Genomic DNA, 26,439 nt, shown 5'->3' with positions numbered 1-26,439 from the left:
CGGGCGTCACGCCCGCCAGTTACTGCACGGGCGTGAAGCTGATAAAGCGCGTGCCCTGCATCTTCAGTTCGCCCTTCGCCCCTTTATCCAGCTGATGGTACTCCGCCTCTTTAATCTGCACCTTAATATCGCTGGCCCCGTTCAGCGGATGAAACAGGGCTTCATACCGCATCTCTTCGCCGGCGATCACTTCCCGCTGCCGTGAACGGCGATTGGGCGCCGGAAATTCCCGTTTGGTTCTGACTTCAGCCTGCAACGCCCGCACCGGTGACGCGTCATTGACCGCGCCTTCACGGCGTTGCTTGATGAACTGACGCGTGGCCAGCACGGCGATAACCGCCAGGACGATAATAAAAATCAGAGGGGGTTTACTCATGGTGAATCTGTGCCTGAGGAGAAGATGAAACAGGGAGCAAAGGATACAACCAGAGTTGCCTGATTGTCACATCTCTGAGGCGTAACCTAAACTGGAAGGGATATTTTGGGATCTTTCATCATTCTGAATAAAAAAGGGAGAAACAATGCTCTGGTCTTTCCTCGCTGTCCTTTTCTCCGGCTGGCTCTATGTTGATGCCACCTATCGCGGCCCGCAGTGGCAACGCTGGCTGTTTAAACCGGTCACCCTGCTGCTGCTGGTGGGTCTGGCCTGGCAGGCACCGGTGCTGCAGACCACGGACTACCTGATTCTGGCGGGGCTGATCGCAACCCTGATCGGTGATGCGTTAACGCTGCTGCCGCGTCAGCAGATGCTCTACGCCGTAGGGGCCTTTTTCCTGTCGCATCTGCTCTATACGCTCTGCTTCGCCGCCAGCATGACCATGACCTTCTTCTGGCCGATCCCGCTGACGCTGCTGATCATCGGTGTCGCCCTGATTGGCGTGCTGTGGAGCCGACTGGAAGATCTGCGCTGGCCCGTCTGCACCTTCATCGGCATGACCCTGGTCATGACCTGGATCGCCACCGAGCAGTACTTCTTCCGTCCGACGGATTACAGCTTCTCCATCATGGTGGGTTCAGCGCTGCTGCTGCTGGCAAACATCATCTGGTTTGTCTCTCACTACCGTCGTCGCTTCACCGCCGACAGCGCCATCGTCGCCGCCTGCTATTTTGCCGGTCACTTTATGATCGTGCGCTCCTTGTGGGTGGTGTGATAAAAGCGGCTTGACTCTGGAGTCCACTCCAGAGTGTAGGGTAAGGGATGAGCTGCATGGCTCATCCCGCTCTTCTTACGCTCCGGAGGTCATATGCACCAACATCACGCCTGTGGCTGTGGCAAACCCCGTGCCAGTCACGCTGCAGCAAAACCGCTGTGCCAGGTTCGCCAGGCCCGTCCCCTCTCCCTTTCTGTTCATGCTGCGACACCCGTAACGGCTGATACGGCAGGCTGCTGCTGTGAAAGCAACAGCAGCCCTGGCACGGAGGCCGACGCCGCAGAGGAAAGCGACCGGCGAGACGCCGGTTACCCCTTTAGCTGGCAGGTCAGCGGGATGGATTGCCCCGGCTGCGCCCGCACCATTGAGACGGCCGTGCGCCAGATAAGCGGCGTCACCGACGCCCGCGTCCTGTTCAGCAGTGAGAAGCTCGTCGTCAGCGCCAGCCAGGATGTCCGGAACGCCGTTGAACAGGCGGTCAGAAAAGCCGGATTTGAGCTGACGGCCTCATCAGCCTCCTCAGTCACTCCCGCCGCCCGTCCGGGCTGGCAGCAAAACCGGATGCTGCTTTTACTGGCGCTGCTGGTGCTGCTCAGCAGCGTTCTCGGCCAGTTCGCGCCGGCCTGGGGCGATCGGCTGTTTGTGCTGACCACGCTCATCGGGCTGGCGCCGGTGGCACGCGGCGCATGGCAGCGCCTGCGCAGCGGTTCGCCGTTTACCATCGAAACATTAATGACGCTGGCGTCGGCGGGCGCGCTGATCATTGGCGCCCACGCCGAAGCGGCGATGGTGCTGCTGCTGTTTCAGCTGGGTGAACAGCTGGAAGGCTATGCCGCCGCCAGAGCGCGCAGTGGGGTGACCCGCCTGATGGCGTTACGGCCTGAATCTGCGATCCGCCTGCAACAGGGTCAGCGCACGGAAGTTCCCCTCGCGGCGCTGCGCCCCGGCGATCGGATTGAAGTGGCGGCGGGCAGCCGACTGCCGGTCGACGGCCGGTTAATCAGCCCGCTCGCCAGCTTCGATGAGAGCGCGCTGACCGGTGAGTCACTGCCGGTCACGCGAGCCAGCGGCGAAACGATTCCCGCCGGTGCCACCAGCGTGGATCGCCAGGTAGAGCTGGAAGTGGTGTCGGAACCGGGTGAAAGCGCTATTGACCGTATCCTGCAGCTGATTGAAGAGGCGGAGACACACCGTGCCCCGGTCGAGCGCTTTATCGACCAGTTCAGTCGTTTCTACACGCCGCTGGTGATGCTGCTGTCGCTGCTGGTGATGGTGGGGCCGCCCCTGCTCGGCGCAGGCGACTGGCAGCCGTGGATCTACAAAGGCCTGACCCTGCTGCTGATCGGCTGTCCCTGTGCGCTGGTGATCTCCACCCCTGCGGCCATTACCTCCGGGCTGGCGGCAGCAGCACGGCAGGGTGCGCTGATCAAAGGCGGCGCGGCGCTGGAGCGGCTGAGTTCGCTGCGCAGAGTCGCGTTTGATAAAACCGGCACCCTGACGCCGGGCAAACCGCAGCTGACGCAGATCCTGCGGTTTGGCACGACCAGTGAAGCGGAGATGCTGGCGCTGAGCGCCGCAGCCGAACAGGGAGCGACCCATCCGCTGGCCAGCGCCATTGTGGCGGCCGCCCAGGCGCGTCATCTGCCGATGCCGGATGCACGGGATCAGCAGGTTCTGGCCGGACGCGGCATCCGGGCCCGGGTAGCAGATCAGCAGATTGAACTGCTGACGCCCGCTCATGCGCCAGGGCTGACCGCACAGCAGCGCAGGCAGATTTCACAGCAGGAGGAGGAAGGTAACACCCTGGTGGTGCTGATGCGCGACGGTGAGGCGCTGGGTGCGCTGGCATTGCGCGATCGGCTGCGCAGCGATGCAGTGGCGGCCATTCAGGGGCTGAACCGGCTCGGCATTGAGAGCCTGATGCTGACCGGCGATAACCCGCGCGCCGCCGCGACGCTCGCCCGCGAGCTGGGGATCGATTATCGCGCCAGCCTGCTGCCCGCCGATAAAGTGGCCGCTATCCGTGAGCTGAGTCAGCAGCAGCCGCTGGCGATGGTCGGGGATGGCATCAATGATGCACCGGCAATGAAAGCAGCAACGCTGGGCATTGCCATGGGCAGCGGCACCGATGTGGCACTGGAGGCGGCCGATGCGGCGCTGACGCGGAATCAGCTCACGCAGCTGGCCCCGATGATTGCGCTGGCGCGCCGGACACGCCGCATTATCCGTCAGAATATCGGCATTGCGCTGGGCCTGAAGGCGATTTTTCTGGTCACGACCCTGCTGGGCCTGACCGGACTCTGGCTGGCGGTGCTGGCGGATTCCGGTGCGACCGCGCTGGTGACGGCCAACGCGCTGCGCCTGCTGCGCCACCGCGACTGAGCGCGCGGCGCCAGCCTGAAGGGCGGGGGATAACAGCGGCCGGTGCGGCTGGGGTTATCCCGCCATCCCTTTGCGGATCAGAAACTGATAGGGCAGCGTCTCCGTCTGCTGCGCCAGCAGACCATGTTCCATAAAGCGGCAAAAGCCGGGAATATCGCGGGTTGTGGCGGGATCGTCGGCGATGATCAGTAAGGTCTCACCCTCCTGCAGGCCACGTACGGTTTTGCGCACCATCATTACCGGCTCCGGGCAACGCAGGCCGCGGGCATCCAGCTGATGGTCGGCAGAGGAAAAAAGATCGCTCATATTCAACTCGCTTCAGGTCAGGGGCGCTCATTCTAGCGCGTGCTGACCGTGACGCAAGGCGATAACGATTGCGCTAAAATTAACCATTGCATAAAAAGCACAACGCGGTAATATGCCGCCGCTTTTTGCTCATAAAACTGCCTGGCACCGCCCGAACGGTGTCCCGCAATGGGTTCCCTCACCCCAACATTAAAAAGGTTGACTATGCTCGCATTTTCTTCGCGTCAGCGCATGCATGCGCTTTTCTGGTTGTCGCTGTTTCACCTGCTGGTGATCACATCGAGCAACTACCTGGTTCAGCTGCCTGTTTCTGTCTTTGGCTTCCACACCACGTGGGGCGCGTTCAGCTTCCCGTTTATCTTCCTGGCGACCGATCTCACCGTGCGTATTTTTGGCGCACCGCTGGCCCGTCGTATTATCCTGGCGGTGATGATCCCGGCGTTGTTTATCTCTTACGGCGTTTCGTCGCTGTTTTATCAGGGAGAGTGGCAGGGCTGGCAGGCACTGAAAGAGATGAACCTGTTCGTGGCCCGCATCGCCTGCGCCAGCTTTATGGCCTACGCGCTGGGGCAGATCCTCGACGTTCACGTCTTCAACCGCCTGCGCCGCCTGCCGCAGTGGTGGGTCGCACCGGGCTGCGCCATGTTCCTGGGAAATATCAGCGATACGCTGGCCTTCTTCTTTATCGCCTTTTATAAAAGTCCCGATGCGTTTATGGCGCAGCACTGGGTGGAGATTGCGCTGGTGGATTACAGCTTCAAGGTGCTGATCTGCATGGTCTTCTTCCTGCCCGCTTACGGTGTGCTGCTTAACGCCGCGCTGAAACGTCTGGCTGAGCGCCAGACTGCCCGCCAGGTAAATTTCGGCTAATCCGCCATACATTTTTCCGCCATTACCCGCTAAGATCTTCTGACAATCATCAGGTTGCGTTTGCAGCCTGATTCCTGTTGTACTGATGCCTGACCGGAAATTTAAAAAGGGATTCTGATGCGTAACCTGGTGAAATATGTAGGAATGGGCTTACTGGTTCTGGGCTTAGCGGCCTGCGATCAGAAGAAAGATGACGCGGCGAATGACAACGGCGTCAGCGCCAGTCAGTCGGCGCAAACCGTGACGCTGATGGATGGCAAACTGAGCTTCTCACTGCCGCCAGGCATGTCAGACAAAAGCGGCAAACTGGGTTCGCAGACGACCAATATGCATGTCTATGCGGATGAAACCGGAGCCCGCGCCATCATCGTGATTGCCGGTGAGCCGACCAGCGAAGCGCTGGATGTACTGTCGCAGCGTATGGAGCAGCAGCAGCGTAACCTCGACCCGCAGCTGCAGGTGGTGTCGAACAAAGCGGTAACGCTGAAAGATCAGCCTGCTCAGCAGCTGGATACGGTGATCTCTGCCAATAACCAGACCTCATGGTCCTCGGTGGTGCTGGCGAAGGTCGACGGCAAGCTGGTGACGCTGCAGATTACGCTGCCAGGCGATAATCAGCAGCAGGCGCAGAGCGATGCTGACAACATCGTGAAGAGCATCTCGCTGAAATAAGCCGATCGCTGGCCTCTCTGCATTGCAGGGAGGCCAGCATTCTCAGAGCTGTTTATAACCCCGCATTCTCACGAATATATTTTCGCGCTTTGACCGCATATTCAAACGGATTGGCCAGTGCCGGATCCTGCTCCGCTTCCACGACCATCCAGCCCTGATAGCCATACTCATCCAGAATTTTAAACACCGGCTTAAAGTCGATTACGCCATCGCCCGGAACGGTGAACGTGCCCTTTTTCACCCCCTCCAGGAAGGAGAGATGATTCTCGCGAACCGCCGCGACCACCTCATCACGTACATCCTTGAGATGAACATGGAAGATGCGCGGCAGATAGTTCTCCAGCACCGCCAGCATCTGCTGCTGTGACCCCTCGGAGTAGTAGATGTGGCCGGTGTCATAGAGCAATCCGACCCGATCGTCAGTCATGGCCATAAAGCGGTCAATCTCTTCGGTGGTCTGAATGCCGGTGCCCATATGGTGATGCAGCGTGACGCGCATCCCCTTCTCTGCTGCGAGGCGTGCCAGTTCGTTGTAGCCGTCGGCCGTTAACTGCCACTCCTCATCACTGAAAATGGGTTTCTGCTCAAACACCGCCAGCGGGGTGCCCTGAATACTTTTACTCTGCTCAGAACAGCCAATCACCCGCGCCCCCATTGCATGGAGAAAGTTCATGTGATTGATGAACTCATCGATGGTTTTTGCTTTATCGCCGTTGGCGAAGAAGGTACTGAACCAGGCGTTGCAGATTTCGATGCCGCGGATATCGAGCATCGGTTTCAGGATCGCCGGATCGCGCGGGTATTTACTGCCCACTTCGCTGCCGGTAAAGCCCGCCAGCGCCATCTCACTGACGGTCTGCTGAAAGGTGTTTTCATGGCCGAGATCCGGCATGTCATCGTTGGTCCAGCCAATCGGCGCGATCGCCAGTTTCACTTTTTCTTTGTTCATCATCTTATTCCCGGACGGAGCGCGGCGAGGCCGCATACAGAGCTGAATCAGCGATAGAAATCAGGACGTGGCGGCATCTCTACCGGCTCAATCGCCCCGCTGTTCTGCGCTTTGATGCAGGCATCGGCGGCTACCGAGGCGGCAAAACCATCCCAGGCCGAAGGACCGGTCAGCTGGCCTGCTCTGATGTCATTAATAAAGGCCTGCAGCTCCACGTCATACGCCTCGATAAAACGATCTTTCCAGTCGACCAGGATCGTGTTCGACAGGCGCGCCTCTTTGCGCAGCTGCACGGAGGAGGGTTCGGGCAGACGCGCAATGCCCTCCTCCCCCACTACTTCACACTGGATGTCGTAGCCGTAGGCGCAGTTCACAAAAATCTCGACGTCGATGCGCACCCCTTTCCGGGTTTCGAACAGAACAATCTGTGGATCTTTCAGCTGCCCATGCGTCTTCGATGTGACGCGCGGGAAGACCACCTGCACCGTTTTGTAGTCATCATTTGTCAGCCAGCGCAGCACATCCAGCTCATGGATCAGGGTGTTGGTGATCGCCATCGGCGTGGTGTAGTTCTCCGGCACCGTCGGGTTGCGGTGCGCGCAGTGCAGCATCAGCGGCTCACCAATATCGCCATCGGTGATCACTTTTTTCAGCGCGCGGTAGCCTGCATCGTAAGGCCGCATAAAGCCGACCTGCACCAGCCGTTTTCCCGCCTTCATCTCCGCCTCCACCACCCGGCGGCAGCCTTCGGCACTCATCGCCAGCGGCTTCTCGCAGAACACCGGCTTTCCGGCGGCAATCGCCGCCAGGGTGAACTCTTCATGGGTAGGGTCCCATGAGGTGACCAGCACCGCCTCGACATCCGGTGACTGAATCACGTCGTGACCGTTCTGGAAAACCTCCGCTTCAATGTTCAGGCGCTGCAGGGCGGCACGCGCACCCTCGACATTAATGTCAGAGACCGCCACCACCTGTGCCCCCTGCAGCACGTGGCTGCAGCGACGAATATGTTCCTGACCGATTGCACCTGTACCGATGACGCCAAGTTTCAAAGTCATAATTACACCTGTGTAGGGTTCGTACGGAGAAGAGGAAAACGGGCCGCGATACGGCCCTGAAATTAATATTTTCGCGCCTGGCCGAGATGCGTATTGAGCTTGTCCGCTACCGCCTGGGCGCGTTCGGTCTGCGAAGCCTGCGCCACCCCGACATGCCACCAGCTGAAATATTTGTGGATCATGGTTTTTGGCAGCACTTTGATGTCGATAAGGGTAGAAATCGTTTGGGTGCGGGCATCTTCCAGCGCCGCCCTGAGCTCTTCAAGCGTGGTAACCCGGTAGGTCTTACAGCCATAGCCTGCGGCAATCGCAGCGAAATCGACCGGGATAAAGCCGCCATCGAGCCTGCCCCCTTCCGGGTTGCGGAAGCGGAACTCGGTGGTGAAGCTGTCCATGCCATGTTCCATCTGCAGGTTATTGATGCAGCCGTTGGTCATGTTATCCAGCAGCACCACGTTGATCTTCGCCCCCTCCTGAATGGAGGTAACCAGTTCGGAGTGCAGCATCATGAAGGAGCCATCCCCGACCAGCGCATAGACCTCACGCTGCGGCTGAGCGAGCTTCACGCCCAGCGCGGCATTGACCTCATAGCCCATGCAGGAGTAGCCATATTCGACGTGGTAGGCGTTGTAATCTTTGGTGCGCCAGACGCGCTGCAGGTCACCCGGCAGGCTGCCCGCCGCCGCCACCACCACCGCCTCATTGGGCAGCTGTTCATTCAGGGTGCCAAGCACGCTGCTCTGCGTCAGCCAGGAGTGGGTCAGCTGGTTAAACTCAGCAAACACCGCGTCGCGGTCGAGATGATCCGCAATCTCCGGCACAAAGTCGCCATCATGCCAGGCCACCTGATAGACGCGCTGCGTCTCTTTCAGCAGCTGGCTCTGCGCCTCTTCAATCTGGCTGCCCCAGTCGTTACTGTAGTGCTGTGATCCCAGCCCGGCGGTGAGCGCCGTCAGCCCCTCACGGGCATCGGCCAGCAGCTGCACGCCATCCAGCTTGTAGCTGTCGAAGTTGCTGACGTTGATGTTCAGGAAGCTGACATCAGGATGACGGAAAATCCATTTGGAGGCGGTAGTGAAGTCGGTATAGCGGGTGCCGATGCCGATCACTAAATCGGCCTCTTTCGCCAGCAGGTTAGCGGCCAGCGAGCCGGTTTCACCGACGCCGCCGACATTCAGCGGATGGTCAGAAACCAGCGTACCCTTGCCCGCCTGGGTTTCCGCAAAGGGGATCTGATAGCGCTCGGCAAACTGGCGCAGCGCCTCACCCGCTTCAGAATATTTCACCCCGCCGCCGCAGATAATGAGCGGTTTACGCTTGCGGGAAATCAGGGTCAGCGCATCCGCCAGCTGCGCGGCGACGGGCAGGCGGCGATCGAGCCGGTGCACCCGTTTCTGGAAGAAGTAGTCGGGGTAATCCCAGGCTTCGCCCTGCACATCCTGCGGCAGCGACAGGGTAACCGCACCGGTTTCAGCGGGATCGGTCAGCACCCGCATGGCGTTAATACAGGCGGACATCAGCTGCTCCGGACGGCTGACGCGGTCCCAGTATTTGCTGACCGCGCGGAACGCATCGTTGGTGCTGATGCTGAGGTCGTAGCTCTGTTCAATCTGTTGCAGCACCGGATCGGGCTGGCGCGTGGCGAAGACGTCGCCGGGCAGCAGCAGCAGAGGAATGCGGTTGGCCGTCGCGGTACCCGCGGCGGTGATCATGTTGGCCGCACCCGGTCCCACTGACGAACTGCAGGCGATAATCTGCCGGCGCAGCGACTGGCGGGCAAAGCCCGTAGCGGCATGGGCCATCCCCTGCTCATTACGCCCCTGCCAGACCACCAGATCGCCGCTATCCTGTTCCAGCGCCTGGCCCAGCCCCAGCACGTTGCCATGACCGAAGATGGCGAAGATGCCTTTGACGAATTTCGTCTCAGTGCCATCAACATCAATGAACTGGTTATCCAGAAATTTAACCAGCGCCTGTGCCGTGGTCAGTCTGATTGTGCCCATATGCTTTTCCTTTACATGCTGGCGGACCCCAACTCCCGTAACACCGCGCCAGGCGCTGTCATCGGCGGAAAAGGCGACCGGAATAACTGAAACGTGAGGCGATTATAAACAAATATATTTTTCATAAAACACGCTTACAGAAGAAACATTTCATTTTGCGAGTGAGATCAAATTTAGCCGCTGCGTCAGCCCTGGCGGGCTGTCGCGAGGGTGAAAAGCGGAACGTTTAGCCATGAGCCGGGTACGATAAAAAAATTCATTCCGTTGCCACCGCCTGGCTGAACGGCACGCCAGCAGGTGCGTTCGCCTTTACACCCCCGCTGCAGCGGGCATCATCCTCTCAGCAAGCAGGCCGAGAGAGGAGATTCAGGATTTTTACCTGGTTCACAAATTTGCGATGGATATTTCATTTCGCATTGAATGTGGAATTTTTATTCCTCATACTGCCTTCATCGCCAGTCAGGCTCTTACAGACCCGAACGCAACGCGCATCTGACGTCGCGCGTTTTGCCCGCCGGCTCTGCCAGTCACAGAAGGAAACCACAGGTATGAATGCACAACAGAAGCCGCTTGATGTGATTTGTATCGGGCGTATTGCCGTTGATTTTTATGGTCAGCAGATTGGAGCACGGCTGGAAGATGTCACCTCCTTTGCGAAGTATCTGGGCGGATCGTCAGGCAACGTCGCCTATGGCACCGCGATTCAGGGGCTGAAATCGGCCATGCTGGCGCGGGTCGGGGATGAGCACAATGGCCGCTTTCTGCGTGAAGAACTGCAGCGCGTCGGCTGTAATACGGATGCGCTGATTACCGATCCGCAGCGCCTGACCGCGCTGGTGATCCTCGGCATCAAAGATGAAGAGACTTTTCCGCTGATTTTCTACCGCGATAACTGCGCGGATATGGGCCTGGTGCCGGATGACGTGGATGAGGCTTTCATTACCTCAGCCCGCGCCGTGGCGGTGACCGGCACCCACCTCTCCCACCCGCAGACCCGTGAAGCGGTGCTGAAAGCGCTGCAGATTGCCCGCCAGAACGGCCTTCGCACCGCGCTGGATATCGATTACCGCCCGGTATTGTGGGGGCTGACCTCGCCGGGTGACGGTGAAACGCGTTTCATTGAATCCTCCCAGGTGACGCAGCAGTTGCAGGAAGTGGTGCACTATTTCGATCTGATCGTGGGCACCGAAGAGGAGTTTCACATCGCCGGTGGCAGCACGGACACCCTGACCGCGCTGAAAAATGTGCGTCAGGCGAGTCAGGCGACGCTGGTCTGCAAACGCGGTCCGCTGGGTTGCGTGGTGTTTGAGGGAGCGATCCCGGATAGCTGGGAAGAGACCCGCCTGCACACCGGCGTGCGTGTCGACGTGCTCAACGTGCTGGGTGCAGGTGACGCCTTTATGTCGGGACTGCTGCGCGGCTGGCTGAATGATGAAGGCTGGGAGCAGGCGTGCCGTTACGCCAATGCCTGTGGGGCGCTGGTAGTCTCACGCCACGGTTGTGCACCCGCCATGCCGACCAAAGCCGAACTGGATGATTTCCTGAGCCGCGACGATGCAGTGAAGCGCCCCGATCTCGACAGCCGTCTGAATCATCTGCACCGGGTCACCACCCGCAAACAGCAGTGGCCGGAGCTGAATGTTTTTGCCTTTGACCACCGCAAGCAGCTGGCGGAGATGGCACAGGAGGCGGGCGTGGAGGCCAGCCGGATCCCGCCGCTGAAGCTGCTGCTGCTGAAAGCTGCTCAGCAGGCTGCCGAAGAGGCGGGGTTAGAGAATAAAAGCGGGATTCTGGCGGATACCACCTACGGGCAGAAAGCGCTGAATGCGATTACCGGTAAGCAGTGGTGGATTGGCCGTCCGATTGAGCAGCCCGGCTCACGTCCGCTGCGTCTGGAGCATGGCAATATCGGTTCGCAGCTGATCGATTGGCCCGCTGAGCATGTGGTGAAGTGTCTGGTGTTTTACCATCCTCACGACAGCGCAGAACTGCGCAAAGAGCAGGATGACCTGATACTCGATGTCTGGCAGGGCTGTAACAAAAGCGGCCATGAGCTGCTGCTGGAAGTGATCCTGCCTGAGAGCAATCCGGACAGGAATGAAGCGCATTACGTGGACATTCTGCGCCATTTTTATTCTCTGGGCATCCAGCCTGACTGGTGGAAACTGCCGCCGCTGTCTGCAGCGTGCTGGGAGGCGATCGGCACGCTGATTGAGCAGCAGGACCCGTACTGTCGCGGCATTCTGCTACTGGGTCTGGATGCGCCCGAAGAGACGCTGAAAGCGGGCTTTGCCGCGGCGGCCAGTGCACCCTGGGTAAAAGGCTTTGCGGTGGGCCGGACTATTTTTGGTCAGCCTTCACGCGAGTGGCTGCAGGGGGAACTGGACGATCAGGCGCTGATTGCGCGCGTCAAAGGTAACTATCTGCGGCTGATTGAATACTGGCGCGCGGCGCGCGCCTGATGCTGTTCTGCTAAAAGCCGCTTTGAGAAAGTGCAGACGCCGGGAACACGGTCAGATCGGAAAGACGCGACACCCGCCATCCATGGCATGCTCGGCCCGCGTCATCCCTGACGCGGGACGCTTTCCTCTTCTGACCGTGTTCCCGGCTCATCTGGCTGATGCGTTGTTGCCAGATAGATCCTGACCGCATTTCTCACCCGCCACAGATATTTAACGCCGGTTTTCACCCGCTTATCGCCTGTGAAGAAGCGCGTACCGGGCTCTCAAGCCAATCTGTGAACCATTTCATAAAGCCATGAAATAAACCGCACGATTGACGCAAACAAATGAAATTTTCCATCCATCTGATACTATAGCGCTCATTATACAGCCATTATTCTAATTATTCGGGCAGAAGTGATGAACAATAATCCCACCCAACTTTCTCTGTTGCAGGACGATATTCGTCGCCGCTACGAAACGCTGAGCAAACGTCTTAAACAGGTTGCGCGCTACATTCTTGATAACAGTAACAGTATTGCGTTTGATACCGTCGCCTCGATTGCCCAGCAGGCCGATGTGCCCCCCTCTACCCTGATTCGCTTTGCTAATGCTTTTGGCTTCAGCGGTTTCAACGAAATGAAACAGGTTTTTCGTCAGCACCTGATGGAAGAGACGGTCAACTACACCGAGCGTGCACGTCTGTTCCGTCAGACATCCACCGATGACAACGCCAGCGCCCCTGAGAGCCCGTCGGAGATCCTCAACGTCTTTACGATGGTAAACAGCCAGGCGCTGCAGCAGCTGGCGATGCAGGTGAATCCTGAACAGCTGAACAAGGCGGTAAAACTGCTGAGCGAGGCAGAGAACATCTATGTGATTGGCCTGCGCCGCTCCTTCAGCGTCGCCTCCTATCTGGTCTACGCGCTGCGTCATCTGGAGCGGCGCGCGTTTTTGATTGATGGCCTGGGCGGGATGTTTACCGAGCAGCTCAGCCTCGTTAACCCTAAAGATGTGGTGATTGCCATCAGCTATTCACCCTATGCGCGTGAAGCGGTCGAAGTGGTGGAGATGGGCGCCCGACGCGGCGCACATCAGATTGCGATTACCGACAGCCAGGTCAGTCCGCTGGCCGCCTTCAGCGACGTCTGCTTTGTGGTGCGTGAAGCCCAGGTGGATGGCTTCCGTTCGCAGGTTGCCTCTCTCTGCCTGGCGCAGACGCTGGCTGTGTCGCTGGCGCTCAACAACGCCGGCACCAGCTGATTTCAGGGCGCAAAAAAGGGCAGCGTGACCCGCTGCCCTTATAGCTGAGAGACTGCTTTTCTGACGCCGCCGTAGGCTAGGTGTTACGCGGATAATTCTCGCTGTTCACCCAGGCGTGATCTTTCTCCCAGGTAAACTTCCACAGCCGCACAGGCCCCGCCATCACGTTCAGATAGTAGTTGTTGTATCCCGCCAGCGTCGCAACCGGGTGATAGCCGCGCGGCACCATCACCACATCGCGATTGTAAGGTGCCATACAGGCATCCAGTGAGCGATCGTCGGTATAAACGCGCTGCATGGCGAAGCCGGGTTCCGGATCGAAACGGTGATAGTAGGTTTCTTCCAGAAGGGTTTCGTTTTCACTCTCTTCATCATGCTTGTGGCTGGGGTAAGAGCTGGTGTCGCCCTCATTGGTATAAACCTCGACCACCAGCAGGCTGTCAGCCGGTTTGTCATCGGGCAGAATATTGTGCACCAGACGCTGATTGCGCCCTTTGCCGCGATGCTCAACGCCCACGTCCGCGGGCGTAATCAGTCGTGCAGGCAGATGCCCGTGACCGGGCGCGCTGCAGACCGCCAGCTCCAGATCGCTGTCCGCGTAAACCACCACCTCATCATCGTGCGGCACATAAACGGAGTAAGGCGGCACGCGCTCAAAGGGCGACATGCGCTGACCAATCCCGGGAAACGCCGCGTGACGGGTTTTCACCGAGGCGAGTCCGGCCACCAGCACCAGACAGAGCTCTTTATCCCCGCTGGTAAGGTGCAGGGTTTCCCCTTTTTTCAGCAGATAAGCATCAAACCCGACATAGCGCCAGCCGGCGCGTTCAGGCGTCACATGCTGAATACGACCCTGCGCATCAGGGGCCTGGGCTTTCGACAGTAAAGACATCCTGATCCTCCTCTCTGTCACGGTTGTCGCTGCAGTTGCCGCGCGGGCGTGACGTGCAGCCCGCCTGCGAACAGAAAGACCGGCAGAGTGATCTGCCGGTCGCGCATCCTGCCAGCGTGGAAATAAATCAGCCTAAGGTCGGCATACTGAATTCAGACACGGTCTGCTGACCGGATGGCCAGCGCACGGTGGCGGTTTTCATGCGGGTGTAGAAGCGCACGCCATCCGGCCCGTGCACGTTGAGCGCGCCAAACACCGAGCGCTTCCAGCCGCCAAAGCTGTGGAATGCCATCGGCACCGGAACCGGCACGTTGACGCCCACCATGCCCGCTTCAACGTTCTGCACAAAGTCACGCGCGGTGTGACCGTTGCTGGTAAAAATGGCGCTGCCGTTGCCAAACTCATGGCTGTTAACCAGCTGCAGCGCACTGTCGTAATCCGCCGCGCGCATGATGCTCAGCACCGGACCAAAAATCTCTTCACGCCAGATCACCATGTCAGAGGTGACGTTATCAAACAGCGTGCCGCCGACGTAGTATCCCTCAGCATGCCCTTCGACCTGGACATGACGCCCATCGACCACCAGCTTCGCGCCTTCCTGTTCGCCTTTGTCGATGTAGCCCAGCACCTTCTTCTGGTGCGCCGCTGAAACCACCGGCCCCATCTCATTCTCCAGAGCCCCCTGATTCATACCGGGGCCGATGCGCAGTGCCTGCACCAGCGGGGTCAGGCGGGCAATCAGCTTGTCGGCGGTATCATCGCCCACGGCGACCACGACCGGCAGCGCCATGCAGCGTTCACCGGCAGAACCAAAGGCACCGCCCATGATGGCGTTGACGGTGGCATCCAGATCGGCATCCGGCATCACGATGGCGTGGTTTTTCGCCGCGCCAAACGCCTGCACCCGTTTGCCATGCGCGCTGGCGGTTTTGTAGATGTGCTCAGCCACGCCGGAGGAACCGACAAAGCTGACGGCGGCGATACGCGGATCTTTGTAGAGCTGCTCCGCGTCTTCATTTGAGCTGTGCACCACGTTGAAGACCCCATCAGGCAGGCCCGCCTCGGTCAGCAGTTCAGCCATCCGCACAGACGCCGAGGGGTCCAGTGCCGGTGGCTTGAGGACAAAGGTGTTGCCGCAGGCCAGTGCGATCGGAAACATCCAGAGCGGCACCATCGCCGGGAAGTTAAACGGCGTAATGCCCGCCACGACGCCGACCGGCTGCATCAGCGAATAGCTGTCAACGCCGCCGCCGACGTTAGGGGAGTATTCGCCTTTCAGCAGGTGCGGGATGCCGCAGGCAAACTCGATCACTTCAATGCCACGCGTCAGTTCACCCAGCGCATCAGACCAGACTTTGCCATGCTCAGAAACAATCAGCGCCGCCAGCTCGTCACGATGCTGCTCCATCAGGGCCTTAAAGTTGAACAGGACACGGGCCCGGCGCAGGGGCGAGGTTTTCGACCATTCGGCAAAGGCCGCATGTGCGACGCCAATCGCCTGAACCACTTCATCGGCGGTACTCTGCGTCAGTTCACGTACCACTTTGCCGGTTGCCGGGTCGTAAACAGGAATGGTTTCGTTGCTGGCGCTGAACGTAATTTTGCCGCCAATAAAGTTACCTGTGATTGTCATGATGTTGCCTCATTAGATGGTTAAGTTCCCTGCAGACGAACCATGCGACCTGCCGCGCTGCCTGACCAGGCAAAGCTGAAAGCGTGCTATGAAGCTATTGCATTGGAATAAATTTTTCAAATAATTCTTTTTGGAAGATTTGCTTTTAGCGGCACAGATCGCATTTTCTCCGTCGGCTTGCGCCTGGCGCGCTCCTGACGTCCGGAGAGCGCCCATTGCCGCAATCCCCAGCCCGGCAGGCGCGGCTTAAGACCATCACGGCGCGGTTCTCTGCGGGATAAACCCCGCGAGGCAGCACCCGGCTGAAACGAAATATGAAATTAATGCGAGGCAGATCCAATAATCTCTATTTCATAATTCACTATTAATGAAATAAATGTTTTCTTTAGTCGTAATCTTCTTCTGTTTCGGGGTAATCACATGGCTATCGATCCGACCCGTTTCTGTATCAACCGCAAAATTGCTCCCCGGCTCTCGCTGGAGGCCTTTTTTCAGCTGGTTCATCGCCTGGGGCTGAGCAAGGTTGAGTTGCGTAATGACATGCCGGGTGGCAGCGTGACAGACGATCTGACGCCCGACCAGCTGCGCGCCCTGACCGACAGATATCAGATTGATATCGTCACCATTAATGCGCTCTATCCGTTTAACCGTATTGATGACGATCTGCTGACCCGCGCAGAGCTGTTGCTGCAGACCGCACAGCAGACGGGTGCGAAGGCGCTGGTGATGTGTCCACTGAATGAGGGGATTGCCCTGTCGCCTCAGGAGACGCAGGCGGCGATACAGCAGCTGGCGCCGCGCTTTGAACACTATGGCATTCAGGGGCTGGTGGAGCCGCTGGGATTCCCGGTCAGCTCACTGCGCTCGGCCGCAGAGGCGCAGCGACTCATCGCCGCCGCAGGCGTACCCTTTAAGCTGGTGCTGGATACCTTCCATCACCATCTCTATGAAAAGGCGGAAGAGGAGTTCCTAACGGGTGTCGACGTGCAACAGATTGGGCTGGTGCACCTGTCGGGCGTGGAAGATCGTCGGCCCACCGCTGAGCTGACCGATGAGGAGCGCATTATGCTGAGTGACAGCGATGTGCTGAACAGCGTCGTGCAGGTTAAACGGCTGGAGATGCTGGGCTATAAGGGGATCTACGCCTTTGAGCCCTTCTCAAGCCAGCTCAACAGCTGGACACCGGATGAAACGGAACGGCAGATCCGCCACAGTATTGAACTGCTGCAGGCCTGAACCCGGTGTTGGCAGGCGCTGAAAAGATGGCTGGCCCGCCCGGGCGCGTTTTACGGCGCAGTCTCGTCGGCTGCCGGTGACAGCGCCTGACGCCGTTGCAGGCGCAGCGTGCAGACAAACGCAACGCAGACCAGCAGCGCCGTGAGCAGATACACCTGCGACACGCCTGCATAGTTCATGATAAATCCGGCGATCGGCCCGGTAATGCCCAGCGACAGATCCATAAACGCGGTGTAAGTCGCCAGCGCACTGCCCTGATTCTGCTGCGGCACCACCTTCACCGCGACGACTCCCAGCGCAGGGAAGACCAGCGAAAAACCGGCGCCGGTCAGAAACGCGCCCGCTTTTGCCATCCAGGGGTCGCCCGCCGCCGCGACCAGAAAGAGTCCGGCAGCTTCCGCCGCCAGGCAGAGGCTGGCAACGCGCAGGCCGCCGTGGCGGTTAATGGCATTCGGGAACAGCAGGCGCGTGCCAACAAAGGCGGCACTGAACAGGGAGAGGGCAAAGGCGGCACCCTCCCAGCCTTTATCCTGATAGAACAGCGTAATAAAGGTGGCGATAACCCCGAACCCCGCCGAGCCCATCGCCAGTATCGCGCCAAAGCCGGCAATTTTTCCCAGCACCGCACGAAACGGCAGCGGCCTGGCCCGGCTGGCTTTGACGGCCGGACGCGGTACGGCGCAGACAATGCCCGCCACGCAGATAGCGACAATGACCAGCGACAGCCAGAGCAGGCCACCCGCCCGGAAGATCACCACGCCGAGCGGCGCGCCAATCGCCATCGCGCCATAGGTGACGATGCCATTCCAGGAGATGACCCGGCCAATATGCAGCGAACCGACCCGCGCAACGCCCCATAACGAGGTGCCGGTGCCGGTAAAGCTCTGGCCCAGACCCAGAATCACCCGTCCCGCACAGAGCAGCGTCAGGCTTGTCATCGGCGAGTCGCTCAGCGCCGCCAGCAGAATACAGAGACCGCTGATCAGGCAGCCCACCAGCCCGATCACCACGACCTTCTTTGGTCCCCAGAGATCGGCGTAACGCCCGGCGTGGGGGCGACTCAGCAGCGTCGCCACATACTGCAGGCTGATCACCACACCCGCCCAGAAGGCGCTGAATCCCAGCTGGTCATGTACCCATCCCGGCAGCACCGCCAGCGGCAGACCGATAGTGAGATAGCTGGCAAAGTTATAGGCCACAATAGAGAGGATCAGCAGCGTGAGACGGAAGTTGCCGGTTGGGGTGGCCGGTTCCACTGTGGGCTGTTCAGGCATAAGAGATCCCGCTCGTATCAGGCTGTATGATAAGGTTTATCCGTCGACTATACCCGCTTTCACCGCTGACGTATCGGCGCTGCGCCGTCAACCAGCCGCAGCGTGCCGGACAAAAACCCTGCCGCGAAAGTGGAGTGTGGTGGCGCTGATTAAGGCCCCCTTCTGCCGCCGCGCTTTACCGTTTCTCTGATAAATCAGATTGTTAATTTTCTTTCAGCTACACTGTCAACAGCCAATTTACGTCACGGGAGAGGGAATGAGCGAGCTGCAACGGGAAAAGATCGGACAAAATATTCTGATCAAACTGGCAATGCTGGTCATTATCCTCGCCGGGGTGCGGGCAGCGTCCGACATTCTGGTCCCGCTGCTGCTGGCGGCTTTCTTTGCCATTGTACTCAACCCGCTGGTGACGATGCTGATGCGGCGTGGCTTCCGCCGCGGGCTGGCGATCGGGCTGGTGATCACAGTGATCTTCTGCGTCATGGTGCTGCTGGGCGCCATCATCGCCAGCTCAATGAGCGAGTTTTCCGATCTCTACCCGCAGCTGCGCGCCACCATGGAGCAGAAAATGACGGTGCTGCAGCATCTGGCCGCGGGCTTTCATCTCAACATCTCAACCGACGTTCTGATCAAACATTTCGACCCCAACACCATGATGAATCTGGCCACGGTGGCGCTGAGCGGCTTTTCCGGCGCGATGACTAACACCGTGCTGCTGGTACTGACTGTCGTCTTTATGCTGTTTGAGGTCCATCACCTGCCCTACAAAATGCGTAACGCGCTGGTGAATCCTAAGATTCGCATCGCCGGGCTGCACAAAGCGCTGAAAGGGGTGACCCACTATCTGGCGCTGAAAACTCTGGTGAGCCTGATCACCGGCGTGGCGGTCTGGCTGACGCTCTTTCTGCTGGATGTGAAGTTCGCACTGCTGTGGGGCGTGGTGGCGTTTATCCTCAATTTCATTCCCAACATCGGCCCGATCATTGCCGGTATCCCGCCCTTCCTGCAGGCGCTCCTGCTGAACAGCCTGTTTGATGCTGCGATGGTGGCCGCCCTGTTTACGGCCATTCATATGGTGTTTGGCAATATGCTGGAACCGCGCCTGATGGGCCGGGGTCTGGGCCTGTCGACGCTGGTGGTGTTCCTCTCCCTGGTCTTCTGGGGCTGGCTGCTGGGCCCGGTTGGCATGCTGCTGTCGGTGCCGCTTACCAGCATCACGAAAATCCTGATGGAAACCACGCCCGGCGGCAGCCGTCTGGCCATTCTGCTGGGCACCGGACGACCTAAACGGGTGCGGGGCTTAACCAAGTAAGCGCTGCTGGACGTGCCGCAGATGGTTCTCCATGGCCTGACGGGCAGCCGCCTCATCCCCCGCCACGATCGCGCTGGCAATCTGCTGATGGTCAGCGTTCATCTCCAGCGCAAAGCTGTTATCAGCAAAATGGCGCTCCAGCCGCTCGACATGGGAGCTGTGGCGCTTGTTCCAGAGCTGTTCCAGCAGGTCGCGCAGCACATCATTGCCACTCATCTCGCTGATCAGCAGGTGGAAGCGTTTGTCCTTAGCCAGAAAGGCGGCATCGTTTTCCTGATGCTGCTGCAGCTCAGCGGCCAGCGCCAGCAGGGCCGCCCGCTGTTCCGGCGTACCGTTTCGGGCGGCAAAGCCCGCCAGCATCCCTTCGAAGGCTTCACGGGCCTGCAACAGATCCTGCAGACTGCAGGCCTCACTCTCCTGCGTAACTCCGGCCTGCGGCAGCGGCTGGGCGACAAACACCCCGGTGCCGGTGCGGATATCGACCCAGCCGGTCATCTCCAGCGCAATCAGCGCTTCACGCACGGATGATCGGCTGACGCCCAGCTGTTTTGCCAGCTCGCGCTCCGGCGGCAGCAGCCCGCCAGCGACAAAGTCACCGCGCGTGATACCGGCCATGATGGCGTTGGCTATCTGACGGTAGAGCCGCTCCGTTTTAATGGCTGCCAGGGTCATTGTCCTCTCCTCCTGTCCTGCTCAATCGGCCCGCTGGCCGATGCAGTTTATGATGCTGCGATCCGGATCACGGCCTTGTTTTGCACACTATCATACTCTTGGTCCAGCGGCCTGACCACTGGGCCACATCACAGTTAAGGAGCAAACATGGAACATACCTGGCGATGGTACGGCCCGAACGATCCGGTTTCACTGGATGATGCGCGTCAGGCAGGCGCGACCGGCATCGTTACCGCACTGCATCACATTCCCAACGGCGAGATCTGGCCGGTTGAGGAGATCAAAGCCCGGCAGGCCCTGCTGGCGGAAAAAGGGCTGGTCTGGTCAGTCGTGGAGAGCATTCCGGTTCATGAAGCGATTAAAACCCAGCGCGGCGACTACCTGCGCTATATCGCCAATTATCAGCAGTCGATCCGCAATCTGGCCGCCTGCGGCATTGATACCGTCTGCTATAACTTCATGCCGGTGCTGGACTGGACGCGGACCGACCTCGCCTGGACGCTGCCCGATGGCGCTAAGGCGCTGCGCTTCGATGCCGACGCGTTCGCCGCGTTTGAACTCTGCCTGTTAAAACGTCCGGGTGCAGAGCAGGACTACAACGCGGCCGAGCAGCAGGCGGCCAGAGCGCGCTTTGCCGCGATGAGCGAGGACGAGAAAAACACGCTGGTGCGCAATATCATCGCGGGCCTGCCCGGCGCCGAAGAGGGGTACACGCTGGAGCAGTTTCAGGCGCAGCTGGCGCAGTATGACGGCATCGACAAAGCAAAACTGCGTGAACATATGGCGACCTTCCTGCGCGCCATCGTGCCGGTGGCGGAAGAGGCTGGCGTAAAACTGGCGGTGCACCCGGACGATCCACCGCGTCCTATCCTGGGCCTGCCGCGCATTATCTCCACACAGGAAGATATGCAGTGGCTGAAGGAAACCGTCGACAGTCTGCACAACGGATTCTGTTTCTGCACCGGCTCCTACGGCGTGCGGGCCGACAATGCGCTGGTTGAGATGGCGGAAACCTACGCCGACCGTATCAATTTTGTCCATCTGCGCGCCACGAAGCGTGAAGAGAATCCCGCCAGTTTCCATGAGGCGGCGCATCTGGCGGGGGATGTCGATATGGTGGGGGTGATCAGGGTCATTCTGGAGGAAGAGCAGCGCCGTCGTCGGGCGGGCAACCTGCGGGCCATTCCTATGCGCCCCGACCACGGCCATCAGATGCTGGATGACCTGCATAAACGCACCAACCCCGGCTATTCCGCCATTGGCCGCCTGAAAGGACTGGCTGAACTGCGCGGGGTGGAAGTGGCGCTGAAGCAGATCTTTTTTACTGATTAATTCTTCATTCACGCGCCCGCCCTGCGACCGTCCCGTGACGGCGCAGGGTCTTTCGCCCACCGCTGCGCATCGCCCGTTATCCCTCGCGTCCTGCCTGCTGAATTTGTGTCGCTGAATCGCAATAAAGACAAAACAAACGTCACATAAATGACACGCACTGTTCGATAATTGACCTGAGTCAGTCTGATTGATTGCAAAAACGCTAATCTGCTCCGCCCGGAGAGATGTTATTCTGCGCAGCGGATTAGCGCCTCCTGATAACACCAATAATATTCAGAGGATTTTGCGGTGCCGCTACTAAAACGAAAACGCGACTACGCCAGGCTGGTGATTATTATCTCCGGCCTGCTGCCTCTGGTTATTGGCCTGTTTTTTACCGCACTGGATGCGCGCCACACCGTTCATCAGCAGCAGATGAGCGCGGCAGAAACCCTGCTATCCCAGGCGGAGAGAATGAGCGACAGCGCCTGGAATATGATTACCGAGCTGCGCCAGTTTGATCAGGTGCCCTGCAGCCAGATTGAAAACCAGCTGCAGCGCATCGGCTCGCTTAATCCCTATTTTCGCGCTATCGGTAAAATGGAGCAGGGAAAAATTGCCTGTTCATCGGTGTATGGTTCACGTCCTGCCCCGCTGAAAGCGATGATCCTGCGTGATGCCCCCGTCACCGGTAAAGCCTGGTGGAGCCTGTCGATTGCCGGTACCGCCGGTGTGCCGACGCGTCCCGCCGTGATTTTTGTGCGCGACCTGCCCGACGGCGAAAGTTTCTGGGCGGTAATCGATGGGCAGTATCTGATCGATTTTATGCGCGCCATCAGCAGCACCCATCGCTACCATTTCAGCATGGATTTCAGTGACGGCGCGCCCATCTCCTATGGCGATCCGCAAATCGCCGCCGACAGCTGGTTCAAACCGTCGATTTATCAGGCATCCTCCCAGCGCTATCCGCTGACGGTCACGCTGATAGCCTCGCCCACGGAGCTGATTTCGGCCTGGCGTCAGGTGATGTTTATCATTATGCCGATGGCGGCAATCTTCTCTATTCTGCTGATGATGATAATGGCGAACTGGCTGCAGCGACGTATTTCCTGGCGCGATGAGATCCGGCGCGCTATCGCCAGCGGCCAGTTCAGGGCGCACTATCAGCCGGTCTATGACAACCGGCTGCAGCGCTGCGTCGGTGTTGAGGCGCTGCTGCGCTGGACAACCCCGGACGGCAACGGCGTGCGGCCGGATATTTTTATCGGTGCCGCAGAAGCGGAAGGCATGATTGTGCCGCTGACCCGCCACCTGCTGGCGTTGGTCGCAGAGGATGTCCGGAGCTGGCAGGTAGAGCCCCATTTCCACCTGGGAATTAACGTGGCGGCGGAGCACCTGCAGCATCCTGACTTTGTCGACGATATGCTGCACTTTGCTGAACAGGTCAGGGATAAGCAGTTCCTGATTACGCTGGAGCTGACCGAGCGCAGCCTGATCAAAGAGGGCGCGGCGGTGGCACGCAAACTGGAACACCTGCGTCACTGCGGCATGAAAGTCGCGATTGACGATTTTGGCACGGGTCACTGTTCGCTGAGCTATTTACAGACCTTCACGCTGGATTATCTCAAGATTGATCGGGGCTTTATCAACACCATCGAGTCGCTTGAGGGCAGAACACCCGTTCTGGATGCCATTATCCAGCTCAGTCATGAGCTGGAGCTGGAAGTCCTGGGCGAAGGGGTCGAAACCGCCTTGCAGTTCCGTTATCTGCAACAGCGCGGCGTGGTCTTTATTCAGGGCTACTATTACGCGCGTCCGCTGGACAATGCGGGGCTGATTGCCTGGCTGGCCGAACAGGGCGACCGGCCCGTCGAGCCGGACCTGGCCCTTACGACCTGACCGGCTACCGGCGTCTGACGACAGAACGCCGATAGCCGATTGGCCCGTCGCGGTTCTCCCTTTTGTCAGGGTCATCTCCTTCGCGCTCCCTCCCTCCTCCAGCCCGTCATTTCTCCCGTCCGGAAAAGCGTGAGGACCGCCGCTCAAGTGCTGAAAAAAGCGGCGATTGTCACGCAGAGTGATAATTTTTTTGCGGAGATAAATAGCCTTATCAGTGGCAAAAAGAGGCTACATGTAGCCCAAACATGACAGATATCACACAAAAACGGTATACTCTGTCGCTGTTCGCAATAATCACAACAGTAATTATTGTGTTAACGGGCGCTAAAACAGCGCGTATTTACGGCTATGCTTAAATTTCTCAACGTGGCGGTCTGTACGATTCATCCGGCTCGCGCCGTTGAGAACTTTCGTGTTCCATTACAGGGTAATTCTATGAAATTGCGTAGGAAGCGTGTAAAACCAATTGGGATCAATGATGTCACCATCATTGATGATGCCCGTTTACGTAAAGCCATCACGGCGGCCTCTCTGGGTAACGCGATGGAGTGGTTTGACTTCGGCGTTTACGGCTTTGTGGCCTATGCGCTGGGTAAAGTCTTCTTCCCGGATGCGTCGCCAGGCGTTCAGATGATCGCGGCGCTGGGTACCTTCTCTGTGCCCTTCCTGATCCGACCGCTGGGTGGTCTGTTCTTCGGTATGCTGGGCGACAAATATGGTCGTCAGAAAATTCTTTCCATCACCATTATCATCATGTCGGTCAGTACCTTCTGTATCGGCCTGATCCCCTCCTATGCCTCCATCGGCATCTGGGCGCCGATTCTGCTGCTGTTAGCGAAGATGGCACAGGGCTTCTCGGTGGGCGGTGAATATACCGGTGCCTCGATCTTCGTGGCCGAATATTCGCCTGACCGCAAACGCGGCTTCATGGGAAGCTGGCTCGACTTTGGCTCCATTGCCGGCTTCGTGCTGGGTGCGGGTCTGGTCGTGCTGATCTCTTCCATTATCGGGGAAGCGAACTTCCTTGAGTGGGGCTGGCGTCTGCCGTTCTTCGTTGCGCTGCCGCTGGGCATCATCGGTCTTTACCTGCGTCATGCGCTGGAAGAGACCCCGGCATTCCAGCAGCACGTGGACAAGCTGGAACAGGGTGACCGCGAAGGTCTGCAGGATGGCCCGAAAGTCTCCTTCAAAGAGATTGCGACCAAACACTGGCGCAGCCTGCTCTCCTGTATCGGTCTGGTCATCGCCACAAACGTCACCTACTACATGTTGCTGACGTACATGCCGAGCTACCTGTCGCATAACCTGCACTACAGCGAAGATCACGGTGTGATGATTATCATCGCCATCATGATCGGGATGCTGTTTGTTCAGCCGATGATCGGCATGATGAGTGACCGTTTTGGCCGCCGCCCGTTTGTTATCATCGGCAGTCTCGCCCTGATGGTCTTCTCGATCCCTGCCTTCATGATGATCAACAGTGGCGTGCTGGGCATGATTTTTGGTGGTCTGCTGCTGATGGCGGTGATCCTGAACTCCTTCACCGGTGTGATGGCTTCGTCACTGCCTGCCATGTTCCCGACCCACATCCGCTACAGTGCGCTGGCCAGTGCCTTTAACATCTCGGTACTGGTTGCCGGTCTGACCCCTACGCTGGCCGCCTGGCTGGTTGAGTCAACCGACAACCTCTACATGCCTGCCTACTATCTGATGGTCGTGGCCGTGATTGGTCTGATTACCGGTCTGTTCATGAAAGAGACTGCGAACAAGCCGCTGAAAGGCGCCACACCGGCCGCGTCAGATATGGAAGAAGCGCGCGAGATTCTGCAGGAGCATCACGATAACATCGAGAATAAAATCGAAGATATCGACGCAGAGATCGCCCGTCTGGAAGCGAAACGTAAAAATCTGGTGCAGCAGCATCCGGATATCAACGAGTAATCGTTCTGCTCTCCCGCCGCCCGGCGGGAGAGCATTTTTCCCCCTCCCTACCGCACACAATCCTTCATGCCCTGCGGGCAAAGGGAGTAAACTGTTGTCACTTTTTTCACCTGCGTAAGAATGAAAATGTCTGATTATTCCCTTATCCAGCGCCCAAGAAGATTGCGCGCCAGCGCGTCAATGCGTGAAATGTTCCAGGAGTCATCCCTGAGCCTGAACGATCTGGCTCTGCCCATTTTTGTTGAAGAAGAGGTCGACGACTACAAACCGATTCAGGCGATGCCTGGCGTGATGCGTATTCCGGAAAAACGTCTCGCTTATGAGATTGAGCGTATCGCCAAAGCCGGTATCCGCTCGGTCATGACCTTTGGTATTTCGCACCACACCGATGCCACCGGCAGCGATGCGTGGAACGAAAACGGTCTGGTGGCCCGCATGTCGCGCATCTGCAAAGAGACCGTGCCGGAGATGATCGTCATGTCTGACACCTGCTTCTGCGAATACACCAGCCACGGCCACTGTGGCGTGCTCTGCGATCACGGTGTCGACAACGATGCCACCCTGGAAAACCTGGGTAAGCAGGCAGTCGTTGCTGCCGCAGCCGGAGCCGATTTTATCGCCCCGTCGGCGGCGATGGATGGGCAGGTTGAGGCGATTCGTCGCGCGCTGGACGCGGCGGGCTTCACCCAGACCGCAATCATGTCCTACTCCACCAAGTTTGCCTCCTCCTTCTACGGCCCGTTCCGTGAAGCCGCGGGCACGGCGCTGAAAGGCGATCGTAAAACGTATCAGATGAACCCGATGAACCGCCGTGAAGCGATTCGTGAATCACTGCTCGACGCGGCTCAGGGCGCAGATTCACTGATGGTGAAACCGGCAGGTGCCTATCTGGATATCCTGCGTGACATCCGTGAGCGCACCGAACTGCCTCTGGCGGCTTATCAGGTGAGTGGCGAATACGCGATGATCAAGTTTGCCGCAGCGGCCGGTGCGATTGACGAGCGTAACGTGGTGCTGGAAAGCCTCGGGGCGATCAAACGTGCCGGTGCAGACCTGATTTTCAGCTATTTCGCTCTTGATCTCGCCGAACAAAAGGTGCTCTGATCCCCTCCTCATAAAGAGCGTGATCGCGATGTCACGCTCTTCTTCTCCGCCAAAAGGCAAACACCAGAAC

At 58.8% G+C, this 26,439-nt stretch carries 21 protein-coding genes; 12 read left to right on the top strand and 9 right to left on the bottom strand.

Going from position 1 to position 26,439, the window contains the following annotated elements; all coding sequences use genetic code 11:
- Positions 1-19: 19 nt before the first annotated feature.
- Positions 20-376 carry a DUF2500 domain-containing protein gene (locus tag OXR04_RS17110; protein ID WP_058956962.1) on the bottom strand — a complete coding sequence of 119 codons (357 nt, stop codon included), beginning with the start codon at positions 374-376 and terminating at the stop codon, positions 20-22.
- A 145-nt stretch (positions 377-521) separates the two neighbouring features.
- Here OXR04_RS17110 and OXR04_RS17105 point away from each other — a divergent pair, with 145 nt between their 5' ends.
- Together OXR04_RS17105 and OXR04_RS17100 are read left to right on the top strand one after the other, a co-directional pair.
- Entirely contained in the window at positions 522-1,151 is a 630-nt protein-coding gene (locus OXR04_RS17105; RefSeq protein WP_009087807.1) for a lysoplasmalogenase, read from the top strand.
- 93 nt (positions 1,152-1,244) lie between these two features.
- Entirely contained in the window at positions 1,245-3,533 is a 2,289-nt protein-coding gene (locus tag OXR04_RS17100) for a zinc/cadmium/mercury/lead-transporting ATPase (RefSeq protein WP_267372163.1), read from the top strand.
- Positions 3,534-3,587: 54 nt separating this feature from the next.
- Here OXR04_RS17100 and tusA read toward each other — a convergent pair whose 3' ends face one another.
- Positions 3,588-3,839 (bottom strand): sulfurtransferase TusA, encoded by a 252-nt coding sequence (tusA, locus tag OXR04_RS17095; protein ID WP_009087811.1) that lies wholly within the window; start codon positions 3,837-3,839, stop codon positions 3,588-3,590.
- A 204-nt stretch (positions 3,840-4,043) separates the two neighbouring features.
- On the opposite strand from tusA, the gene OXR04_RS17090 reads away from it, so the two are divergent.
- Positions 4,044-4,709 carry a 7-cyano-7-deazaguanine/7-aminomethyl-7-deazaguanine transporter gene (locus tag OXR04_RS17090; RefSeq protein WP_111207859.1) on the top strand — a complete coding sequence of 222 codons (666 nt, stop codon included), beginning with the start codon at positions 4,044-4,046 and terminating at the stop codon, positions 4,707-4,709.
- Positions 4,710-4,826: 117 nt separating this feature from the next.
- Complete coding sequence (locus OXR04_RS17085; RefSeq protein WP_267372161.1) at positions 4,827-5,381, top strand: DcrB family lipoprotein; 555 nt, start codon at positions 4,827-4,829, stop codon at positions 5,379-5,381.
- A gap of 52 nt (positions 5,382-5,433) precedes the next feature.
- Here the strand turns inward: OXR04_RS17085 and iolE are convergent, their stop codons facing one another.
- From iolE to iolD, 3 genes are all read right to left on the bottom strand, one after another.
- Entirely contained in the window at positions 5,434-6,330 is an 897-nt protein-coding gene (gene iolE / locus OXR04_RS17080; RefSeq protein ID WP_111207901.1) for a myo-inosose-2 dehydratase, read from the bottom strand.
- A gap of 47 nt (positions 6,331-6,377) precedes the next feature.
- Positions 6,378-7,388, bottom strand: a complete 1,011-nt coding sequence (locus OXR04_RS17075; protein ID WP_009087818.1) for a Gfo/Idh/MocA family oxidoreductase — start codon at positions 7,386-7,388, stop codon at positions 6,378-6,380.
- Positions 7,389-7,450: 62 nt separating this feature from the next.
- Positions 7,451-9,391 carry a 3D-(3,5/4)-trihydroxycyclohexane-1,2-dione acylhydrolase (decyclizing) gene (gene iolD / locus OXR04_RS17070; protein WP_267372159.1) on the bottom strand — a complete coding sequence of 647 codons (1,941 nt, stop codon included), beginning with the start codon at positions 9,389-9,391 and terminating at the stop codon, positions 7,451-7,453.
- A 548-nt stretch (positions 9,392-9,939) separates the two neighbouring features.
- Between iolD and iolC the strand changes: the two genes are divergently transcribed.
- Both iolC and OXR04_RS17060 read left to right on the top strand, forming a co-directional pair.
- Complete coding sequence (iolC, locus tag OXR04_RS17065) at positions 9,940-11,853, top strand: 5-dehydro-2-deoxygluconokinase (RefSeq protein ID WP_267372158.1); 1,914 nt, start codon at positions 9,940-9,942, stop codon at positions 11,851-11,853.
- A gap of 399 nt (positions 11,854-12,252) precedes the next feature.
- Positions 12,253-13,095 (top strand): MurR/RpiR family transcriptional regulator, encoded by an 843-nt coding sequence (locus OXR04_RS17060; RefSeq protein WP_009087824.1) that lies wholly within the window; start codon positions 12,253-12,255, stop codon positions 13,093-13,095.
- 76 nt (positions 13,096-13,171) lie between these two features.
- Here the strand turns inward: OXR04_RS17060 and iolB are convergent, their stop codons facing one another.
- Both iolB and OXR04_RS17050 read right to left on the bottom strand, forming a co-directional pair.
- Positions 13,172-13,987 (bottom strand): 5-deoxy-glucuronate isomerase, encoded by an 816-nt coding sequence (iolB, locus tag OXR04_RS17055; RefSeq protein WP_009087825.1) that lies wholly within the window; start codon positions 13,985-13,987, stop codon positions 13,172-13,174.
- 127 nt (positions 13,988-14,114) lie between these two features.
- Complete coding sequence (locus tag OXR04_RS17050) at positions 14,115-15,620, bottom strand: CoA-acylating methylmalonate-semialdehyde dehydrogenase (protein ID WP_267372156.1); 1,506 nt, start codon at positions 15,618-15,620, stop codon at positions 14,115-14,117.
- A 420-nt stretch (positions 15,621-16,040) separates the two neighbouring features.
- Here OXR04_RS17050 and OXR04_RS17045 point away from each other — a divergent pair, with 420 nt between their 5' ends.
- Positions 16,041-16,856 (top strand): TIM barrel protein, encoded by an 816-nt coding sequence (locus OXR04_RS17045; RefSeq protein WP_167432111.1) that lies wholly within the window; start codon positions 16,041-16,043, stop codon positions 16,854-16,856.
- A 50-nt stretch (positions 16,857-16,906) separates the two neighbouring features.
- Here the strand turns inward: OXR04_RS17045 and OXR04_RS17040 are convergent, their stop codons facing one another.
- Positions 16,907-18,130, bottom strand: coding sequence for an MFS transporter (locus OXR04_RS17040; protein ID WP_046100760.1), 1,224 nt, complete (start codon positions 18,128-18,130; stop codon positions 16,907-16,909).
- Between the two features lie 256 nt (positions 18,131-18,386).
- On the opposite strand from OXR04_RS17040, the gene OXR04_RS17035 reads away from it, so the two are divergent.
- Positions 18,387-19,442: an AI-2E family transporter gene (locus OXR04_RS17035; RefSeq protein ID WP_009087834.1), complete on the top strand. Its 1,056-nt coding sequence runs from the start codon at positions 18,387-18,389 to the stop codon at positions 19,440-19,442.
- On the opposite strand, the gene OXR04_RS17030 is transcribed toward OXR04_RS17035, so the two are convergent.
- Complete coding sequence (locus OXR04_RS17030) at positions 19,431-20,114, bottom strand: FadR/GntR family transcriptional regulator (RefSeq protein ID WP_267372154.1); 684 nt, start codon at positions 20,112-20,114, stop codon at positions 19,431-19,433. The two genes, OXR04_RS17035 and OXR04_RS17030, sit on opposite strands and share 12 nt — an antisense overlap.
- 147 nt (positions 20,115-20,261) lie before the next feature.
- Here OXR04_RS17030 and uxuA point away from each other — a divergent pair, with 147 nt between their 5' ends.
- From uxuA to hemB, 4 genes are all read left to right on the top strand, one after another.
- Entirely contained in the window at positions 20,262-21,446 is a 1,185-nt protein-coding gene (uxuA, locus tag OXR04_RS17025) for a mannonate dehydratase (RefSeq protein ID WP_267372152.1), read from the top strand.
- Between the two features lie 288 nt (positions 21,447-21,734).
- Positions 21,735-23,324: an EAL domain-containing protein gene (locus tag OXR04_RS17020; RefSeq protein ID WP_267372151.1), complete on the top strand. Its 1,590-nt coding sequence runs from the start codon at positions 21,735-21,737 to the stop codon at positions 23,322-23,324.
- 435 nt (positions 23,325-23,759) lie between these two features.
- Positions 23,760-25,265 carry a glycine betaine/L-proline transporter ProP gene (gene proP / locus OXR04_RS17015; RefSeq protein WP_009087842.1) on the top strand — a complete coding sequence of 502 codons (1,506 nt, stop codon included), beginning with the start codon at positions 23,760-23,762 and terminating at the stop codon, positions 25,263-25,265.
- Positions 25,266-25,391: 126 nt separating this feature from the next.
- Entirely contained in the window at positions 25,392-26,369 is a 978-nt protein-coding gene (gene hemB, locus OXR04_RS17010) for a porphobilinogen synthase (protein ID WP_009087843.1), read from the top strand.
- The last annotated feature ends 70 nt before the right edge of the window (positions 26,370-26,439 follow it).

Origin of the sequence: Pantoea sp. GM_Pan_3 (genome assembly GCF_026541045.1) — a bacterium.
In the GTDB taxonomy this organism is placed as follows: Bacteria; Pseudomonadota; Gammaproteobacteria; order Enterobacterales; family Enterobacteriaceae; genus Pantoea; species Pantoea anthophila.
Note: the sequence above shows the minus strand (reverse complement) of the source record. Positions and strands in the feature narration are given on the sequence as shown.